The following is a 14,670-nucleotide window of genomic DNA, read 5'->3' on the forward strand; positions in this document are numbered from 1 at the left end:
AGTACCAAAAAGCATTATAATAAAATTTTTTAATTAGACCTAAATTCATGAAACCATATCTCATTGCTCCGTCTATATTGTCTGCTGATTTTGCTCGCCTTGGCGAAGATGTTCAGGCTGTCCTTGATGCTGGTGCCGATGTTGTTCATTTTGATGTCATGGACAATCATTATGTCCCCAATCTTAGCTTTGGGGCGGTTGTGTGCAAAGCATTAAAGAATTATGGCATCACTGCACCCATTGATGTGCATCTGATGGTATCGCCAGTAGACAGTATGATTGAGCAATTCATTGACGCAGGGGCGGATATCATCACTTTTCATCCAGAGGCGTCCGAGCATATTGACAGAAGCTTAAATCTTATCAAGGATGCCGGTATTCAATGTGGTCTGGTGTTTAATCCTGCCACGCCATTACATTATCTAGATTATACCATTGATAAACTTGACCAGATTTTAATCATGAGTGTCAACCCTGGTTTTGGCGGTCAAAAGTTTATTGATGGCACGCTTGACAAGGTGCGTTCGGTACGCCGTATGATAGATGAGCGCAGGCTAGATATTCGCCTAGAGATTGATGGCGGTGTCAACCCCAAAAACATTCGTGCCATTGCAGAGGCTGGTGCGGATATGTTTGTGGCAGGTTCTGCAATTTTTGGTAAAGATGACTATCAGGCGGTCATCAACACAATGCGTGATGAGCTTGCTTTGGTGGGTAGTCAAGAGAGTTAAAGTGGATAAAAACAATCATCATCAGCTCTCAAGTGTCATTCCTTGGGGTGTTACCGTTGCTTTATTTTGCTCATCGTTGATATTAAGTTTGGCAGGGTATGGGCTTCGTCTCTTGGCAGGTGATGACACGCAAGCGGTCATCAGTCATGCCATCAAAGTTGTACCATTCTTTGTTTTTGTCGTACCTGCATTGATTTGGCTAGGTAGTTTATTACTGAATAAAATGGGCAAGACCACCATTCATCCAAGAAACGCATGGACGCTAGGTTGGCTACTGGCCACTGTCGCCATGCTCTCTATTATGGGGGTGTATAGCTGATGTTAACTCGACTTATTCCTGATAAAATTGTACCATCAGGCATTCCTAAGGGGCTTATTTTAACTTTGATTGTGGCGGTCATGCTGATTGGATTGTCAGGTTTTCGCTTAGGTGGTGGCGATAGATTGCAAGGTTGGTTGCATGTGCTTGAAAACTGGTTGGTTGGGCTTATCATTATTCCTGCTTTGACAGCACTGATTGCCATGCCGATTAAATACCGAGACGAGAGCTTTGATGTGAAAATGGCTTATTATTTGGGTATGTTTGTTTCGTTTTTATTCATGATGGCAAAGTTGCGTTATTGGCGTTAGATATTGAAAAAAGCCAAGTAGTCCTTATATTAGAATAATAAAAAACACTTTGGAGTTGTGCGATGTCTGATAAAGCAGATGATGAGTTGATCAAGCGTCTGATTAAAGAAGCAGAAGCTCTCATAGAAGAAGAGTTACAAAAGAAACTGGCAACACAACAGCCACGCATTAGTCAAGAAGAGCTGTTAGCACCTGACCTACATGAATCAATACACAAAGAGTTAACACAAGATGTTGATACCAACAAGCCTAAACGCCGTGGCAGACCCAAAAAAGCCAAGCCTGCTGATGAAGTTGTGGACTTGGGCGAGAACAAAAAGCCAAAAGTTAAACGCAAAAAACCCATCGCCAAAAGTCTGGTTAAAGAACGCCAAAATGGTGAAATGATGGTCAAAGAAGCAGTGCTTGAATTTGTGGAGCGTGAAGACGGTGTCTTAACTTTACAAGAAGTGGGTAGAGAGCATGAGCCGATGGTTACCATTGCTTTTTCTGAGCAGGCAAAAGCCATCATTGGTGATGATGTGCAGATGGTGGGTCAGAGCATGATTCATGCCGCCATCGCAACCGTCATGCAACGTCAGATGAGTTCGTGGCACGCCCATGTTTATGATGAAATGCCCAAACACTATAGCTAAACGGCTTGATGGGTAGTTGATTTGATGATTGATGACAGCTTGATAATAAAAAGCCACAAAGTATTTTTGTGGCTTTTTATTTTAAAATGATGCTAGATGCCCAAGTGTTTATTTGGTATCAATTAGTCCATGACGCATGGCAAGATGGGTAAGCTTAACATCACTATTTACACCCAATTTCTCAAAGATACGATAGCGGTAAGTATTGACCGTCTTAACACTCACAAATAACTGGTCAGCAATCTCTTGCACACTTTGGCAGTTCACCACCATCATGGCAACTTGTTTTTCTCGCTCGGATAGAAGTTCAAAGGGTGATTGTGTTTGCTCGCCTAGAACTGTATGGGCAAGCTGTTCGGCAACATCGTGGCTAAAATATTTGCCACCGCCATGCACTTTTTTGATGGCTCGAATCATCTCATCAAGTGGCGTTCCTTTGGTGATATAGCCATCAACACCTGCTTTTAGTAGCATGGAAGGATAGGGCTGTGCCGATAGGCTAGATACTGCTAAGACTTTGATGTTTATGTCAATTTGTTTAATACGGCGAGTTGCCTCCACGCCATCCATGTTGGGCATATTCACATCAAGCAGGACAATATTGGGGCGATGCCTACGAGCTAGCTGTACGGCGATATCGCCGTCATCCGCCTCTGCAATTACTTCAATATTGACATCATCATCAAGCATACGAGCGATGCCCATACGCACCAAATCATGGTCATCAACCACCAAAACTTTGATTGTCATGCAGCTCCTTAAGCACTTAATTAAGTCGTGTTATCCTATTTTTGAAAAGTTTAGCATAATTTTACATGATTACAACTGATATTTTTCATTCTTTGGGCGATAAACTGTCCTTTTTTGGTGATTGAAACATTGGATTTTGGGGTGGTTTTTTTTGGATTTTTTATGAAGAATCCATGCTTTTTTGCGTACATAATGTGCCTAAATATGGTAAAATAAAAATAAAGAAAATCTATCTTGTTGTTTGGGCTACTTAGTCGATATTCTAATAAATAGACTGTTGTTCTATTTTGGATTTGTTCAGCTCATCTTATGTTAAAGGTGGATAAATTCAGATTTAAGCTGAGTAAAAAGTCGCTGTTTTTGAGGATTCATCATGAGAAATGTTAAATTAACCAAGCGTCTCGGTATTCATTGTGCTGTGGTGGGCACGATGCTCTTAGGGGTTCAGACTCATGCGTTCACGGTGGACAGTAGCAATCAGCGTATCATCACTGCTTCAAAGGCGACCCCGCCTGCCAGTTCAACAGTACAAACCACGACCACCATCAGACCTGCCGATGTTCAAACGGTGGGTGGGTCATTTGGCTACACGCAAGTGCCAACCACAACCACGCCAACTTATGCTTTATCACATCAAAACGCCCCTTTGTTTGACCAGTTGGCGGTGAGTACCAATTCATCAGCGGTGGCGGTCCTTGACCTAGAATCTGGCAACTTGATTTATTCAAAAAATATCGATGACACTCGCTCTATTGCTTCTATTAGCAAAGTCATGACAGTCATGGTTATTTTAGATGCCGGTCTTGATATGCGAGAAGAAATCACACTCATTCCATCAGACCTAGTCGGTGCAAAAAAAGCCACCACCAACTTGCGTGCAGGCGACACGCTAAGTCGCTCTGAATTTGCATTGATGACTCTTATGAAATCTGAAAACCCAGCCGCCAAAGCATTGGCTCGCACTTATCCAGGTGGTTATGATGCGTTCATTGATGCGATGAATGCCAAAGCTAAAAGTCTAGGGATGTACAAGACTCGTTTTTCAGATTCATCAGGTCTTGATCCACGCAATGTCTCATCAGCCAATGACTTGGTGAAAATGATGAAGGCGGTCAGTCAGGATTCTCGTTATCAGTTGCTGCGTAATTTTTCAACAGCACCAAGCTATGATTTTTATATCGTCAATCACAACTTGGGCAATCGTACTTATAAAGCAAATAATACCAGTCGTTTGGTTCGTTCAGGTTCGCACCCCATTGGTGTTTCAAAGACAGGTTTTATTCGTGAGGCAGGTTATTGTGTCGTGATGGAAACCCATGTGAATAATAAACCTGCGGTCATCGTCCTATTGGGTGCTAATGCTTCACAGTCTCGTTGGAGCGATGCTGAAAATATCCTAACTCAGCTTGCTTATCGCCATTGATATGATTGATACTGATATGAGCCTAGATATGGAAATCTGGGCTTTTTCATTGTCTTGACGAGAGTTTTTAGGCTATAATGGCGTATTTTTATTATTTGTCATGTGTTCAATATGTCAACAACCAAGTCCAATCGCCCCAAACTGTATCTACTAACCAACGATGATGAAATCAGCACCTTGCTTGATAAGCTAGAAAGAGCTTTGGATACAGGGGTGATTTCATTGTTGCAGATTCGCCGAAAGACCACGCTACGCCAATACGATCTAGCCACTGTCTATCAAGAAACTGAACTTTTGGTAAGTCTTGCAGATAAATATGATGTACCTGTGGTCATGAATGATGACTTGCAGTTAGCATCGCACTTTTGTACAGGGCTACACTTAGGACAAAGAGATGGTAGCGTGGCGGTGGCACGAGAGATATTGGGCAAGGATGTTTTTATTGGTCGTACCTGCCATTCAGACATTGCTTTGTTTAAACAAGCCAAAAAAGAAGGGGCGACTTATGGAGCAATGGGTGCGGTGTTTGCATCGCTTACCAAGCCAAAAGTCAGACTGGCCCCCATGCCAACTTTACAAAAAACCGCCAATCTGGATTTGCCATTATGTGTGATTGGTGGCATCGCTTTGGATAATGTCTATCAACTGCGAGATGGGCTGTCGGGCACGCCATTGGAGTACATCGCTGTTACTGCCGATATCATGTCGCACAGCAGTGATACCATCGCTGCCAAGTGCCGTGCATGGCAACTAAAACTACAAAATTGGTAATCTGTTTTGATGTTGCTAGTTTTTGACCTATTTTTTATTGTTTAATTTGATTTTCATGACAAACATCACCATTCACACCCCAAAACTTCAGCCTAATTTTCTAACTCATTATCAGCAGGGCAATGATGCCAGTTTGGCATTTTGGCTTTCAGACCATACTAAGATACAAAATCGGCTACATTTAGTCATTTGCAAAAACCAAGAAGAATTACAAACTCTGGCTAGTGAGCTTGCATTTTTTGGGGTTAAGGTTCATGTTTTTGCTGATTATGAAACGCTGGTTTATGACAATCTGTCTGTTCATCAAGACATCATCTCGGAGCGTATTGAGCTTTTGACACACATGCCAACAGCTGGGGTATTGTTGGTGGCAATTCAGACACTCATGCAAAAAATCACCCCACCAAGTCATCTTTTGGGAAGATTTTTTGATTTAAAAGTTGGCGATGTCTTTGATTTGGCACATGAAAGAATCAGATTGGATAAAGCAGGCTATGAAGCGGTGGATAATGTCTATGTGGCAGGCGAGTTCGCTGTGCGTGGTAGTATTGTAGATATTTTTGTTGTCGGTCAGCCTTTGCCATTTCGCTTAGAGCTATTTGATAATGAGATAGAGTCCATCAAATTATTTAATCCAGACACTCAGCGTACCGTCAGTCAAGATGATTTAGCCAAGCTAAAACAAGATGGTATTTTTGATGATGCCATGTTGCCCAATACAGCTAAGGTTGAACATTTTCGTCTGTTGCCGGCACGAGAATTTGATTTAGACGACAAAGAGACCTTTCGTCAGAATTTTGCCAGTCTATTCCCCAATGCCTCCGCCAGAAAGTTTGAGCTGTATAATGATGTCATGAGCGGTATTTCGCCGGCAGGAATTGAGTATTATATGCCACTATTTTTTGAGTTATCGCAGTGGCAAACTCAAGGAGCTTTATTTAGCTATCTGCCCGATGATGCGATTGTCATTTGTGATGATAGATTGTCTGCTTATCATCACGAGTTTTGGACACAGGTCAATGAACGCCATCATTCTCGTGCTTTTGATAAAGATAGACCTATTTTGCCGCCAGATTTTTTGTATCTGCCAAGCAATGAGTTCTTCCAATCTCTAAAAAACTATCCTAGAGTGGTATTTGGTAATCAAGAAAATGCATCAGCCCCATTTAAAGATGTTATTACCAAAGCTGTTCCAAACCTGCCCATCAATCATCAGCAGGACGAACCGCTTGATGAATTTCTTCGGTTTGTTCGTGGGTGTGATGAGCCTGTACTGCTTGCTTGTGAAAGTGCAGGGCGGCGTGAGATTGTTTTGGAGTTATTAAAAGGTAAGTTAAACACGACTGTGGTGGGTAGCTTTGGTGAGTTTATTGATAAGTTACCAACTTTTACGGATACATTAGCAATCGTTGTTGCCTCCATTGAGCGTGTTTTGTGGTTGATGGGTGAGCATGGTTTTTGTGTCATTACTGAAGCACAGATTTTTGGCAGGCAGGTAAATCATGCCAGACAGCGACGCCAAAACGCCTTATCGCAGGCTTTTTTGATTAAATCAGTCAGCGAAATGACCGAAGGGTCGCTTGTCGTGCATTTATCCTATGGTATTGGTCGCTATGTGGGACTGGTTGTGCTAGATGTGGGAGAAGGTGAGCAAGAATTTATTCATATTAAATATGCTGACGATGCCAATGTTTATGTACCGATTACCAATCTTGCGTTAATCGGTCGGTATAGTGGTACAGACAGTGAGGCGGTGCAGTTGTCAAAAATCGGTTCTGGCAAGTGGGATAAGGCACGCCAAAAAACTCTAACCGATATTTATGATGTGGCAGCAGAGCTACTTAATACTCAGGCTCGCAGAAATGCACGCCAAGGCATTAGCTTTGATATAGATATGGTGCAGTATGAGCTGTTTGCCAGTGGATTTGACTATGAAGAGACGCTTGACCAAAAGCTCGCCATTGACGCCGTAATGTCGGATATGAAACAAGCAAAGCCAATGGATAGGCTAATTTGTGGTGATGTTGGTTTTGGCAAGACAGAGGTCGCCATGCGAGCAGCATTCATTGCTGTGCAAGCGGGCTATCAGGTGGCGGTGTTGGTACCAACCACACTACTGGCAGGACAACATGAGGACAGTTTTAAAAATCGCTTTGCTGATTGGGCAATTAAAATTGAAAGTTTATCAAGATTCGTTGGTAAAAAAACACAAGATAAGGCACTGACTGATTTAGCAGAAGGCAAGGTGGACATTATTATTGGTACGCATAGGCTACTACAAAATGATGTGAAATTTAAGAACTTGGGTCTAATGATTATTGATGAAGAGCATCGCTTTGGTGTGCGTCATAAAGAAAGAATTAAAGCCATTCAGTCTGATGTTGATACCTTAATGATGACCGCAACACCCATTCCTCGCACGCTGAATATGGCACTATCAGGAATGCAAGACATCTCTATCATTGCAACACCACCAGCTAGACGACTGGCTATCAAAACCTTTGTCGCTGAAAAAAATGAACAGACAATCAAAGATGCCATCTTGCGTGAGATTCTGCGTGGCGGACAGGTATATTATTTACATAATGATGTTGCAAGCATCAATTCAGTTGCTGAAAATCTATCCAAACTTATCCCTGAAGTGCGTGTGGGGGTGGCACATGGACAGATGGCAGAAAAAGAACTATACAGCGTGATGAGTGAGTTTTATCACAAAAAAACCAATGTGCTGGTAGCAACCACGATTATTGAGACAGGCATTGATGTACCCAATGCCAACACCATCATCATCAACCGAGCTGATAAATTTGGACTGGCTCAGCTACACCAGTTGCGTGGGCGAGTGGGTCGTTCGCACCATCAGGCGTATTGTTATTTGTTTGTACCATCAATCAAAGGCTTGGCAAGCGATGCCAAAAAACGCCTTGATGCCATCAGTCGTGCCAACACGCTTGGGGCCGGATTCATGCTGGCCAGTGAAGATTTGGAGATTCGTGGGGCGGGGGAGATTTTAGGCAAAGAGCAATCGGGTAATATGCAGACCATTGGTTTTGGGCTGTATATGGATATGCTAGACCGTGCCGCCAAAGCGATTAAATCGGGCAAGACCCCAAGCCTAGAAACACCACTTGATTTGGTCAGTGATATCAATATCCACGCATCTGCCTTGATACCTAGCGATTATCTAGCTGATGTTCATGAAAGACTGTTGTTCTATAAACGCATTGCCAACGCCCAAGAAACCGATGAGCTTAATGACTTAAAAAGTGAGATGATTGACCGCTTTGGTGGTATGCCCACCGCTCTTGCCAATCTGTTTTTGGTACATAAAATGCGAGTACAAAGTATGCCGCTTGGCATCACAAAGATTGATGTAACAGGAAAATTACTAACCTTAGAGTTTAAGGCAGATACGCCGATTGATGGACTTGCCATCATTAGGTTGATTCAGTCTAATAATGGTTATCGCATGATGGGAGCGACAACGCTCAAACACACCTTTAAAGATGAAAAAGATGTGGCTACAAGGGTAAATGCCGTCTTTGAATTGCTTAAATATTTTGAAAATAATTTGGTTGAGATGAAGTTAGCATCGCCTTAAGATGTATAAATATTTAACAATGTTCAATAACAGGTAGATTTGTGCTACAATGTCCATATTTTAGCATAATTGATAATTAAAGAGAAAAGCAATGTTTCAATTACATCCAACACTTGCCAAGGATACTTTTTTGGTGGGGGATTTTCCCTTATCAACTGTCAGATTGATAAATGACTGTCAATTTCCTTGGCTTATTTTGGTGCCGAGAGTATCAGGTATCAAAGAAATCTACGAGCTGAATGCTGCCGACCAAGTGCAGTTCTTACGAGAGTCAAGCTGGGTCTCTAGCCAGATGGCAAAAATCTTTGGTGCAGATAAGATGAATGTCGCTGCTTTGGGCAATCAAGTGCCACAATTGCATTTTCATCATATCGTTCGCTATCAAAACGACAGCCGTTGGCCAGATCCTGTATGGGGTACGCCAGCCATTCCTTATACTGCTGAAGTTTTGCAACACATGCAACAGACACTAATGATGGCTCTGCGTGGGCATCATGAGATGCCTTTTGATTGGAAGATGAGTGTGTAAGTTTTTAAAAACTTAAAAAACACCCCAAAAGCAGTATGTTTTCGGGGTGTTTTTTAAAAATAAACGCTAAAAATTATAAAAGCCCATTAACAGAGCTTTTATTTGTGTGTCATTAAAAAGGTATGAATTTAACCAAAAGCTAAATTAGTAAGGCTCGTTATAAGCCAAGCTAATTCTTTCATCCGACTGAGTATCTAAAGTGTGCTTTTGGACCTTTTGTACGCTGACTTTTGCCAATCCTTGTGATAGTGGGGCAAGTTGAGCAAAAGCCTTTTTACTCAAATCAATACGGTTTGCCTTACCGATACGATCATTGACTCTACAGATGATTGACTCGCCTGTTTTCACATTGGTAACTTCAACATGAGTGCCTAAAGCATGATTATTGGAGGCACAAGTCATGTCTTGATTGCTGAATATTTCACCATTGGCAGTTTTGCGACCGTTGAATTTATCTGCATAATAAGAGGCTGTAGTTGTCTGTGCATGGGTTATTTGTGCAGCCAAAGTCATCGCTAAAAAAGCACTGATACAATTTCGCATTCAATACCTATTTGATTAAAATGAACGCTTATTATAATGTATTTGCATAAAATATGCCATAGCCTTGCATTGTATTTACAAAAAAATAAATGGTGAGCGTACTTAATGAACCTGACTTTTTCTAAGTCATAAGATGCAAGTTGAGAAAAAAATTGATGAGTAAATTTAAGATTTTTTGCAACGCTGTTTCATCGTCTTGTAACCATCAATCTGTCAGCTGGTTGCCTATTTTTGTCATTTCGTTTATAATCAATAGAGACTTTAAAGGTATTGTTTTACTAAACACTTAACCAAAATTCAACATTAAGGTGATGTTATGACAATCTTAGCAATGCAGGATTTGGATCTGGCAGGTAAGCGTGTACTAATTCGTGAAGATTTGAATGTCCCAGTCAAAGATGGCGTTGTTGCTAGTGATGTGCGTTTACAAGCCGCCTTGCCAACCATCAAAGACGCTCTTGCTAAAGGTGCAGCGGTGATTGTTTGCTCGCATTTAGGTCGCCCAACCGAAGGCGAGCCTGAAGAAAAATACTCTTTACAACCAGTCGCTGATTATCTACAAAAAGCGTTGGACTGTCCTGTACATTTTTCTAAAGACTATTTAGAGAATGGTGTTGATGCCAAAGTCAATGAAGTGGTCTTGCTTGAAAATGTTAGATTTAATGCCGGCGAAAAGAAAAATAGCCCAGAGTTATCAAAGCAGTATGCTAAGTTGTGCGATGTATTTGTGATGGATGCGTTTGGTACTGCTCATCGTGCCCAAGCATCAACCGAAGGCGTGATTCGTGCTGCCGCTGCTGACGGAAAGCAAGTCTGTGCAGGCAATTTATTAGCACAAGAGTTAGATGCTTTGTCTCGTGCCTTAGATAAACCGCAAGCACCTGTACTTGCCATCGTAGGTGGCTCAAAGGTATCGACCAAACTTGATGTTTTGCTTAGCTTGGCTGATATCTGTGATGATATTATTGTTGGTGGCGGTATTGCCAATACTTTCTTGGCTGCTACAGGGGTGAATGTCGGTGCTTCTTTATATGAGGCTGACCTTGTGGAAACTGCCAAGAGCATCATGACAAAGACTAATATTTTGTTGCCTAGTGAAGTTGTGGTTGCCAAAAAATCACAAAGCAATTTTGATAATTTCTTAGGCTCGCTAGAACAGGCTGATGCCATCTACAAGCCTGTAGGTGAGATTGATAGTGATGAGATGATTTTAGACATGGCACCAAGCAGTGCTACTAAGATTGCTGCTGCCATCACCAATGCCAAAACCATTCTTTGGAATGGTCCTGTTGGTGTCTTTGAAGTGGATAAATTTGGCGAGGGAACAAAAATTTTATCGCTTGCAATTAAAGATAGCAAAGGCTTTAGTATTGCAGGTGGTGGCGATACTTTGGCTGCCATTGACAAATACGATGTGGCGTCTGAGGTTAGCTATCTTTCAACAGGTGGTGGTGCGTTCTTAGAATTTGTTGAAGGCAAGGTGCTACCAGCCATTAAGGCGTTGGAAGAAGCGAGTGCTTAGGCTGACCAAAAGATGATTGACGATTGATTTTGTTGGTTATCTTATATTGTTTATTTTTTGTTACATTGTTATATAACATCTTGTAAAATCTGACAATTAAAGCTAAACTAGAGCTGACTTAATGCAGTGCTTGATAGATGGTTTGCTGATTATCTACCATCTTTATCAATTACAATAGAACAGATGAAAATAACATACAAGGTATCTATCATGAAAAAATTATTACTTATTGCTACTTTGGCTGGCGTTGCTGTTTTGGCAGCTTGTAGCGATCAGACCAAAGAAAAAGCCGGAGAGACTGTTGAAGCTGCTAAGGCTGACATCGCTGATAAGACAGCTGAAGTCGCCAAAGAAGCAGAAGCCGCTGCACAAAATACCGCAGAAGCAGCCAAAGATGGCGTTCAAACAGTTGCTGATAAGACTTCTGAAGTTGCTAAGAAAGTCGGTGCTGCTGCAGATGCTGCTACTAATGCAGAAGCTGAAGTTCCTGAAGAGCAAAAATACTGATTCATGCAATACTAATCAAAGCCCATTTTTATGGGCTTTTTTGATGATTGTCTTGGAATTGGTAGTTTTTTACTGATAAATATTTAGATTTTTGCTATAATACATTATTTTATCAATGTTAACCATCTGGAGAGAAATATGGCACTTGTATCTTTACGCCAGTTACTAGACCATGCAGGTGAATATGGCTATGGTCTGCCTGCCTTTAATGTCAATAATTTAGAGCAAATGCGTGCCATCATGATGGCGGCGGATAAAACCGACTCTCCTGTGATTGTGCAAGCATCGGCAGGGGCAAGAAAATATGCAGGTGCACCATTTCTACGCCATCTCATCCTTTCTGCTGTAGAGGAATGGCCACACATTCCTGTTGTCATGCATCAAGACCATGGCACTAGCCCAGCGGTATGCCAACGCTCAATTCAGCTTGGCTTTAGCTCGGTAATGATGGACGGCTCACTAAAAGAAGATGGTAAGACGCCTGCCGATTATGATTACAATGTTGGTGTTACTCGTGAAGTTGTTAAGATGGCCCATGCTTGCGGTGTGTCGGTTGAAGGTGAAATTGGTTGCCTAGGCAGTCTAGAGACAGGCATGGCTGGCGAGGAAGATGGTGTGGGTGCAGAAGGCGTACTGGACCACAGCCAACTATTGACTTCAGTAGAAGAAGCTCGTCAATTTGTTGCCGATACGAATGTGGATGCTCTTGCCATTGCAGTGGGCACTTCACATGGTGCCTACAAATTCACTCGTCCACCAACAGGCGATATTTTGGCTATTGACCGCATCAAAGAAATTCACGAAGCTCTACCAAACACCCATCTTGTGATGCACGGTTCAAGTTCTGTGCCACAAGAATGGCTACAAATCATCAATGAAAATGGTGGTCAAATTGGCGAAACTTATGGTGTACCAGTTGATCAGTTGGTTGATGCCATTAAACACGGCGTACGCAAAATTAACATTGACACCGATTTGCGTTTAGCCAGCACAGGTGCAATCCGCAAATTCTTAAATGACCACCCAAGCGAGTTTGACCCTCGTAAATATCTACAAGCTTCAATCACAGCAATGCAAGACATTTGTGTGGCTCGCTATGAGGCATTTGGTGCAGCAGGGCATGCTAGCAAGATTCGCCCAATTTCTCTTGAAAAAATGGTTGAGTACTACTAATAATATTTGTATGATGAACCAGATTAAGGGCATAATTGAGTTATGCCCTTAATTTTATCATTCATTAAAGTTAATAAGGTTGGAAAACTATGATGGGACTGATTCAAGGGGTGGTGTGTTATTTGAATGCACCGTTGGCGTGTGTGATGACAGCAAGTGGTGTGGGTTATGAGATTGAGTTGCCCATACCGTCATTCTGTCAGCTGTCTTTAAATGAACAAACGCAAATTTATACACATTTATATGTTCGAGAAGATGCACAACTATTATATGGCTTTATCCAAAAACAAGACCGAGATGTCTTTAGAAAGTTGATTAAAATCAATGGCGTCGGAGCAAAAATGGCACTAGCCATGCTATCAACTTTATCCGCCAGCGAACTAAAGCAGGCGGTAGAGCAAGAAGATGACTCGGCATTGGTTCGTGTTCCTAGTATTGGCAAAAAAACCGCCCAAAGGCTCATCATTGAGCTAAAAGGTAAGTTGGTAGAATTTGGTGGCGTGGCTGAATTTGGCGGTCATGGGGAGTTTTTTGATGAAAATGTGGTTGAATACAATCAAATGCACATCATTGCTGAGGTAGAAAGTGCCTTGATGGGGCTAGGCTACAAAGAAAAGGAGGCTCAGCACGCAATCAAGCAAGCTCAGCTTGGACTAGAAACCATAGACATCTCAAGCCTACTAAAAGCTACTTTAAAACAGCTTGCCAGTTAGCTAACCAAACTTGGGCTAGGTTGCTTTATTTTTATTTTGCTTGTATGTCAGCAATAGATAGCAAATCTAGTAACGCCTGAGTGCTTGCTGAACGAGTTAGATTTGGGTTGGTAACTACACCTAGATGACGCTGTAGCTCAATGTCATCTGCCATGTCAATTTTAACCAAATCTTGATTGATGAGCGTCTCTGGCAATACCGACCAACCCAATCCGATGGATACTAGCATACGGATAGATTCTAAGGGGTTGGTGGTCATGGTTGCATAAGGACGCAGGTTACTGCGGTTGAACTCAGCTAAGGTAATCTGACTGGTAAAAGTATTTGCTGCAGGTAGTATGGCGGGGTGATGGGCAAGCTGAAGTAGCGTAACCCCGCTCTTTTGGGCAAGTGTACTTAAGGTGCCTGTTACAAAGTATAGTGGGTCTGACCATAAGGTGTGGTAATTCAATCTTAAATCATAGGTCGGCGGTAGTGTCAAAAATGCCAAGCTAACATCACCATCAAGCACGGCTTTATGTGCTTCTTCAGAATCCATGAACTGCACTTCTAGTTGCACTGTGGGGTGCATCTGAATGAAGCGTTTTAGTACAGGAGCGAGATGGTGCAAGCCGATGTGATGACTTGTGCCGATGACTAGCCGACCACTCACCGTTTCTTTGGAATGCTGAAGACTGGAACGACAGGATTCATAATCCTCTAGCCATTTTTTGGCATAAGGCAACAGCTCATGTGCTGCAGGGGTGGCAATGATGCCACGACCAATGGTATCAAATAACGCCACTCCGAACTCGCTTTCAAGATTCTTGATGCGTTTACTTACCGCAGGCTGCGTAATAAATAGTTTCTCTGCCGCTCCAGATATACTTCCTGTTTGCATGACGGTAACAAAAGTTGTTAAATTGATGGTATTCATGATAAATTCCTGTAAATAACTATGCCTATTTTAATAAAAAAAAGTTTGTAAATAAATAAAAATTTTATATTTTTATCAATTGGTCTGGTATGCTGCACAAGAATGCGTATTTTGGCATAAAAAATGGTAAAATAAATAATGAATAATTCATTCCATAATTTTTTTAAAATATAAAAATGATAAATTAGATTTATCATTAACCTATGCTATAATAAAATCATTCATA

15 protein-coding genes are annotated in these 14,670 nt (G+C 41.7%); 12 read left to right on the forward strand and 3 right to left on the reverse strand.

Annotation, left to right across the window (positions count from 1 at the left end; translation table 11 throughout):
* Nucleotides 1-47: 47 nt before the first annotated feature.
* The 4 genes from rpe to LU276_RS04535 all read left to right on the forward strand — a co-directional run bounded on the left by rpe (nucleotide 48) and on the right by LU276_RS04535 (nucleotide 1,996).
* Nucleotides 48-731 carry a ribulose-phosphate 3-epimerase gene (gene rpe, locus LU276_RS04520; protein WP_284674448.1) on the forward strand — a complete coding sequence of 228 codons (684 nt, stop codon included), beginning with the start codon at nucleotides 48-50 and terminating at the stop codon, nucleotides 729-731.
* 1 nt (nucleotide 732) lies between these two features.
* Nucleotides 733-1,050, forward strand: coding sequence for a hypothetical protein (locus LU276_RS04525; RefSeq protein WP_284674449.1), 318 nt, complete (start codon nucleotides 733-735; stop codon nucleotides 1,048-1,050).
* On the forward strand, nucleotides 1,050-1,361 hold the full coding sequence (locus LU276_RS04530) for a hypothetical protein (RefSeq protein WP_284674450.1): 312 nt from the start codon (nucleotides 1,050-1,052) through the stop codon (nucleotides 1,359-1,361). Before LU276_RS04525 ends, LU276_RS04530 begins: the two co-directional genes overlap by 1 nt.
* A gap of 62 nt (nucleotides 1,362-1,423) precedes the next feature.
* Nucleotides 1,424-1,996, forward strand: a complete 573-nt coding sequence (locus LU276_RS04535) for a hypothetical protein (RefSeq protein WP_284674451.1) — start codon at nucleotides 1,424-1,426, stop codon at nucleotides 1,994-1,996.
* A 108-nt stretch (nucleotides 1,997-2,104) separates the two neighbouring features.
* Here the strand turns inward: LU276_RS04535 and LU276_RS04540 are convergent, their stop codons facing one another.
* On the reverse strand, nucleotides 2,105-2,746 hold the full coding sequence (locus tag LU276_RS04540; protein WP_284674452.1) for a response regulator: 642 nt from the start codon (nucleotides 2,744-2,746) through the stop codon (nucleotides 2,105-2,107).
* 373 nt (nucleotides 2,747-3,119) lie between these two features.
* Here LU276_RS04540 and LU276_RS04545 point away from each other — a divergent pair, with 373 nt between their 5' ends.
* From LU276_RS04545 to LU276_RS04560, 4 genes are all read left to right on the forward strand, one after another.
* Nucleotides 3,120-4,169 (forward strand): D-alanyl-D-alanine carboxypeptidase family protein, encoded by a 1,050-nt coding sequence (locus LU276_RS04545; protein WP_373627318.1) that lies wholly within the window; start codon nucleotides 3,120-3,122, stop codon nucleotides 4,167-4,169.
* A 111-nt stretch (nucleotides 4,170-4,280) separates the two neighbouring features.
* The gene (locus LU276_RS04550; RefSeq protein WP_284674453.1) at nucleotides 4,281-4,940 is read left to right on the forward strand and encodes a thiamine phosphate synthase; all 660 of its coding nucleotides are present in this window, start codon (nucleotides 4,281-4,283) and stop codon (nucleotides 4,938-4,940) included.
* Nucleotides 4,941-4,995: 55 nt separating this feature from the next.
* On the forward strand, nucleotides 4,996-8,541 hold the full coding sequence (gene mfd, locus LU276_RS04555) for a transcription-repair coupling factor (protein ID WP_284674454.1): 3,546 nt from the start codon (nucleotides 4,996-4,998) through the stop codon (nucleotides 8,539-8,541).
* Between the two features lie 91 nt (nucleotides 8,542-8,632).
* Nucleotides 8,633-9,070: an HIT domain-containing protein gene (locus LU276_RS04560; RefSeq protein WP_284674455.1), complete on the forward strand. Its 438-nt coding sequence runs from the start codon at nucleotides 8,633-8,635 to the stop codon at nucleotides 9,068-9,070.
* Nucleotides 9,071-9,214: 144 nt separating this feature from the next.
* Here the strand turns inward: LU276_RS04560 and LU276_RS04565 are convergent, their stop codons facing one another.
* A complete protein-coding gene (locus LU276_RS04565) occupies nucleotides 9,215-9,613 on the reverse strand; it encodes a septal ring lytic transglycosylase RlpA family protein (RefSeq protein ID WP_284674456.1) in 399 nt (132 codons plus the stop codon).
* 316 nt (nucleotides 9,614-9,929) lie between these two features.
* Between LU276_RS04565 and LU276_RS04570 the strand changes: the two genes are divergently transcribed.
* The 4 genes from LU276_RS04570 to ruvA all read left to right on the forward strand — a co-directional run bounded on the left by LU276_RS04570 (nucleotide 9,930) and on the right by ruvA (nucleotide 13,528).
* Nucleotides 9,930-11,135: a phosphoglycerate kinase gene (locus LU276_RS04570; protein ID WP_284674457.1), complete on the forward strand. Its 1,206-nt coding sequence runs from the start codon at nucleotides 9,930-9,932 to the stop codon at nucleotides 11,133-11,135.
* A 210-nt stretch (nucleotides 11,136-11,345) separates the two neighbouring features.
* A complete protein-coding gene (locus LU276_RS04575) occupies nucleotides 11,346-11,642 on the forward strand; it encodes an entericidin (RefSeq protein ID WP_284674458.1) in 297 nt (98 codons plus the stop codon).
* A 138-nt stretch (nucleotides 11,643-11,780) separates the two neighbouring features.
* On the forward strand, nucleotides 11,781-12,815 hold the full coding sequence (fba, locus tag LU276_RS04580) for a class II fructose-bisphosphate aldolase (protein ID WP_284674459.1): 1,035 nt from the start codon (nucleotides 11,781-11,783) through the stop codon (nucleotides 12,813-12,815).
* A gap of 89 nt (nucleotides 12,816-12,904) precedes the next feature.
* Nucleotides 12,905-13,528, forward strand: a complete 624-nt coding sequence (gene ruvA, locus LU276_RS04585; protein WP_284674460.1) for a Holliday junction branch migration protein RuvA — start codon at nucleotides 12,905-12,907, stop codon at nucleotides 13,526-13,528.
* A 31-nt stretch (nucleotides 13,529-13,559) separates the two neighbouring features.
* Here ruvA and LU276_RS04590 read toward each other — a convergent pair whose 3' ends face one another.
* The gene (locus LU276_RS04590) at nucleotides 13,560-14,444 is read right to left on the reverse strand and encodes a LysR family transcriptional regulator (protein WP_284674461.1); all 885 of its coding nucleotides are present in this window, start codon (nucleotides 14,442-14,444) and stop codon (nucleotides 13,560-13,562) included.
* Nucleotides 14,445-14,670: the final 226 nt, after the last annotated feature.

It is taken from the genome of Moraxella haemolytica (genome assembly GCF_030177935.1).
GTDB classification, from domain to species: domain Bacteria; phylum Pseudomonadota; class Gammaproteobacteria; order Pseudomonadales; family Moraxellaceae; genus Moraxella; species Moraxella haemolytica.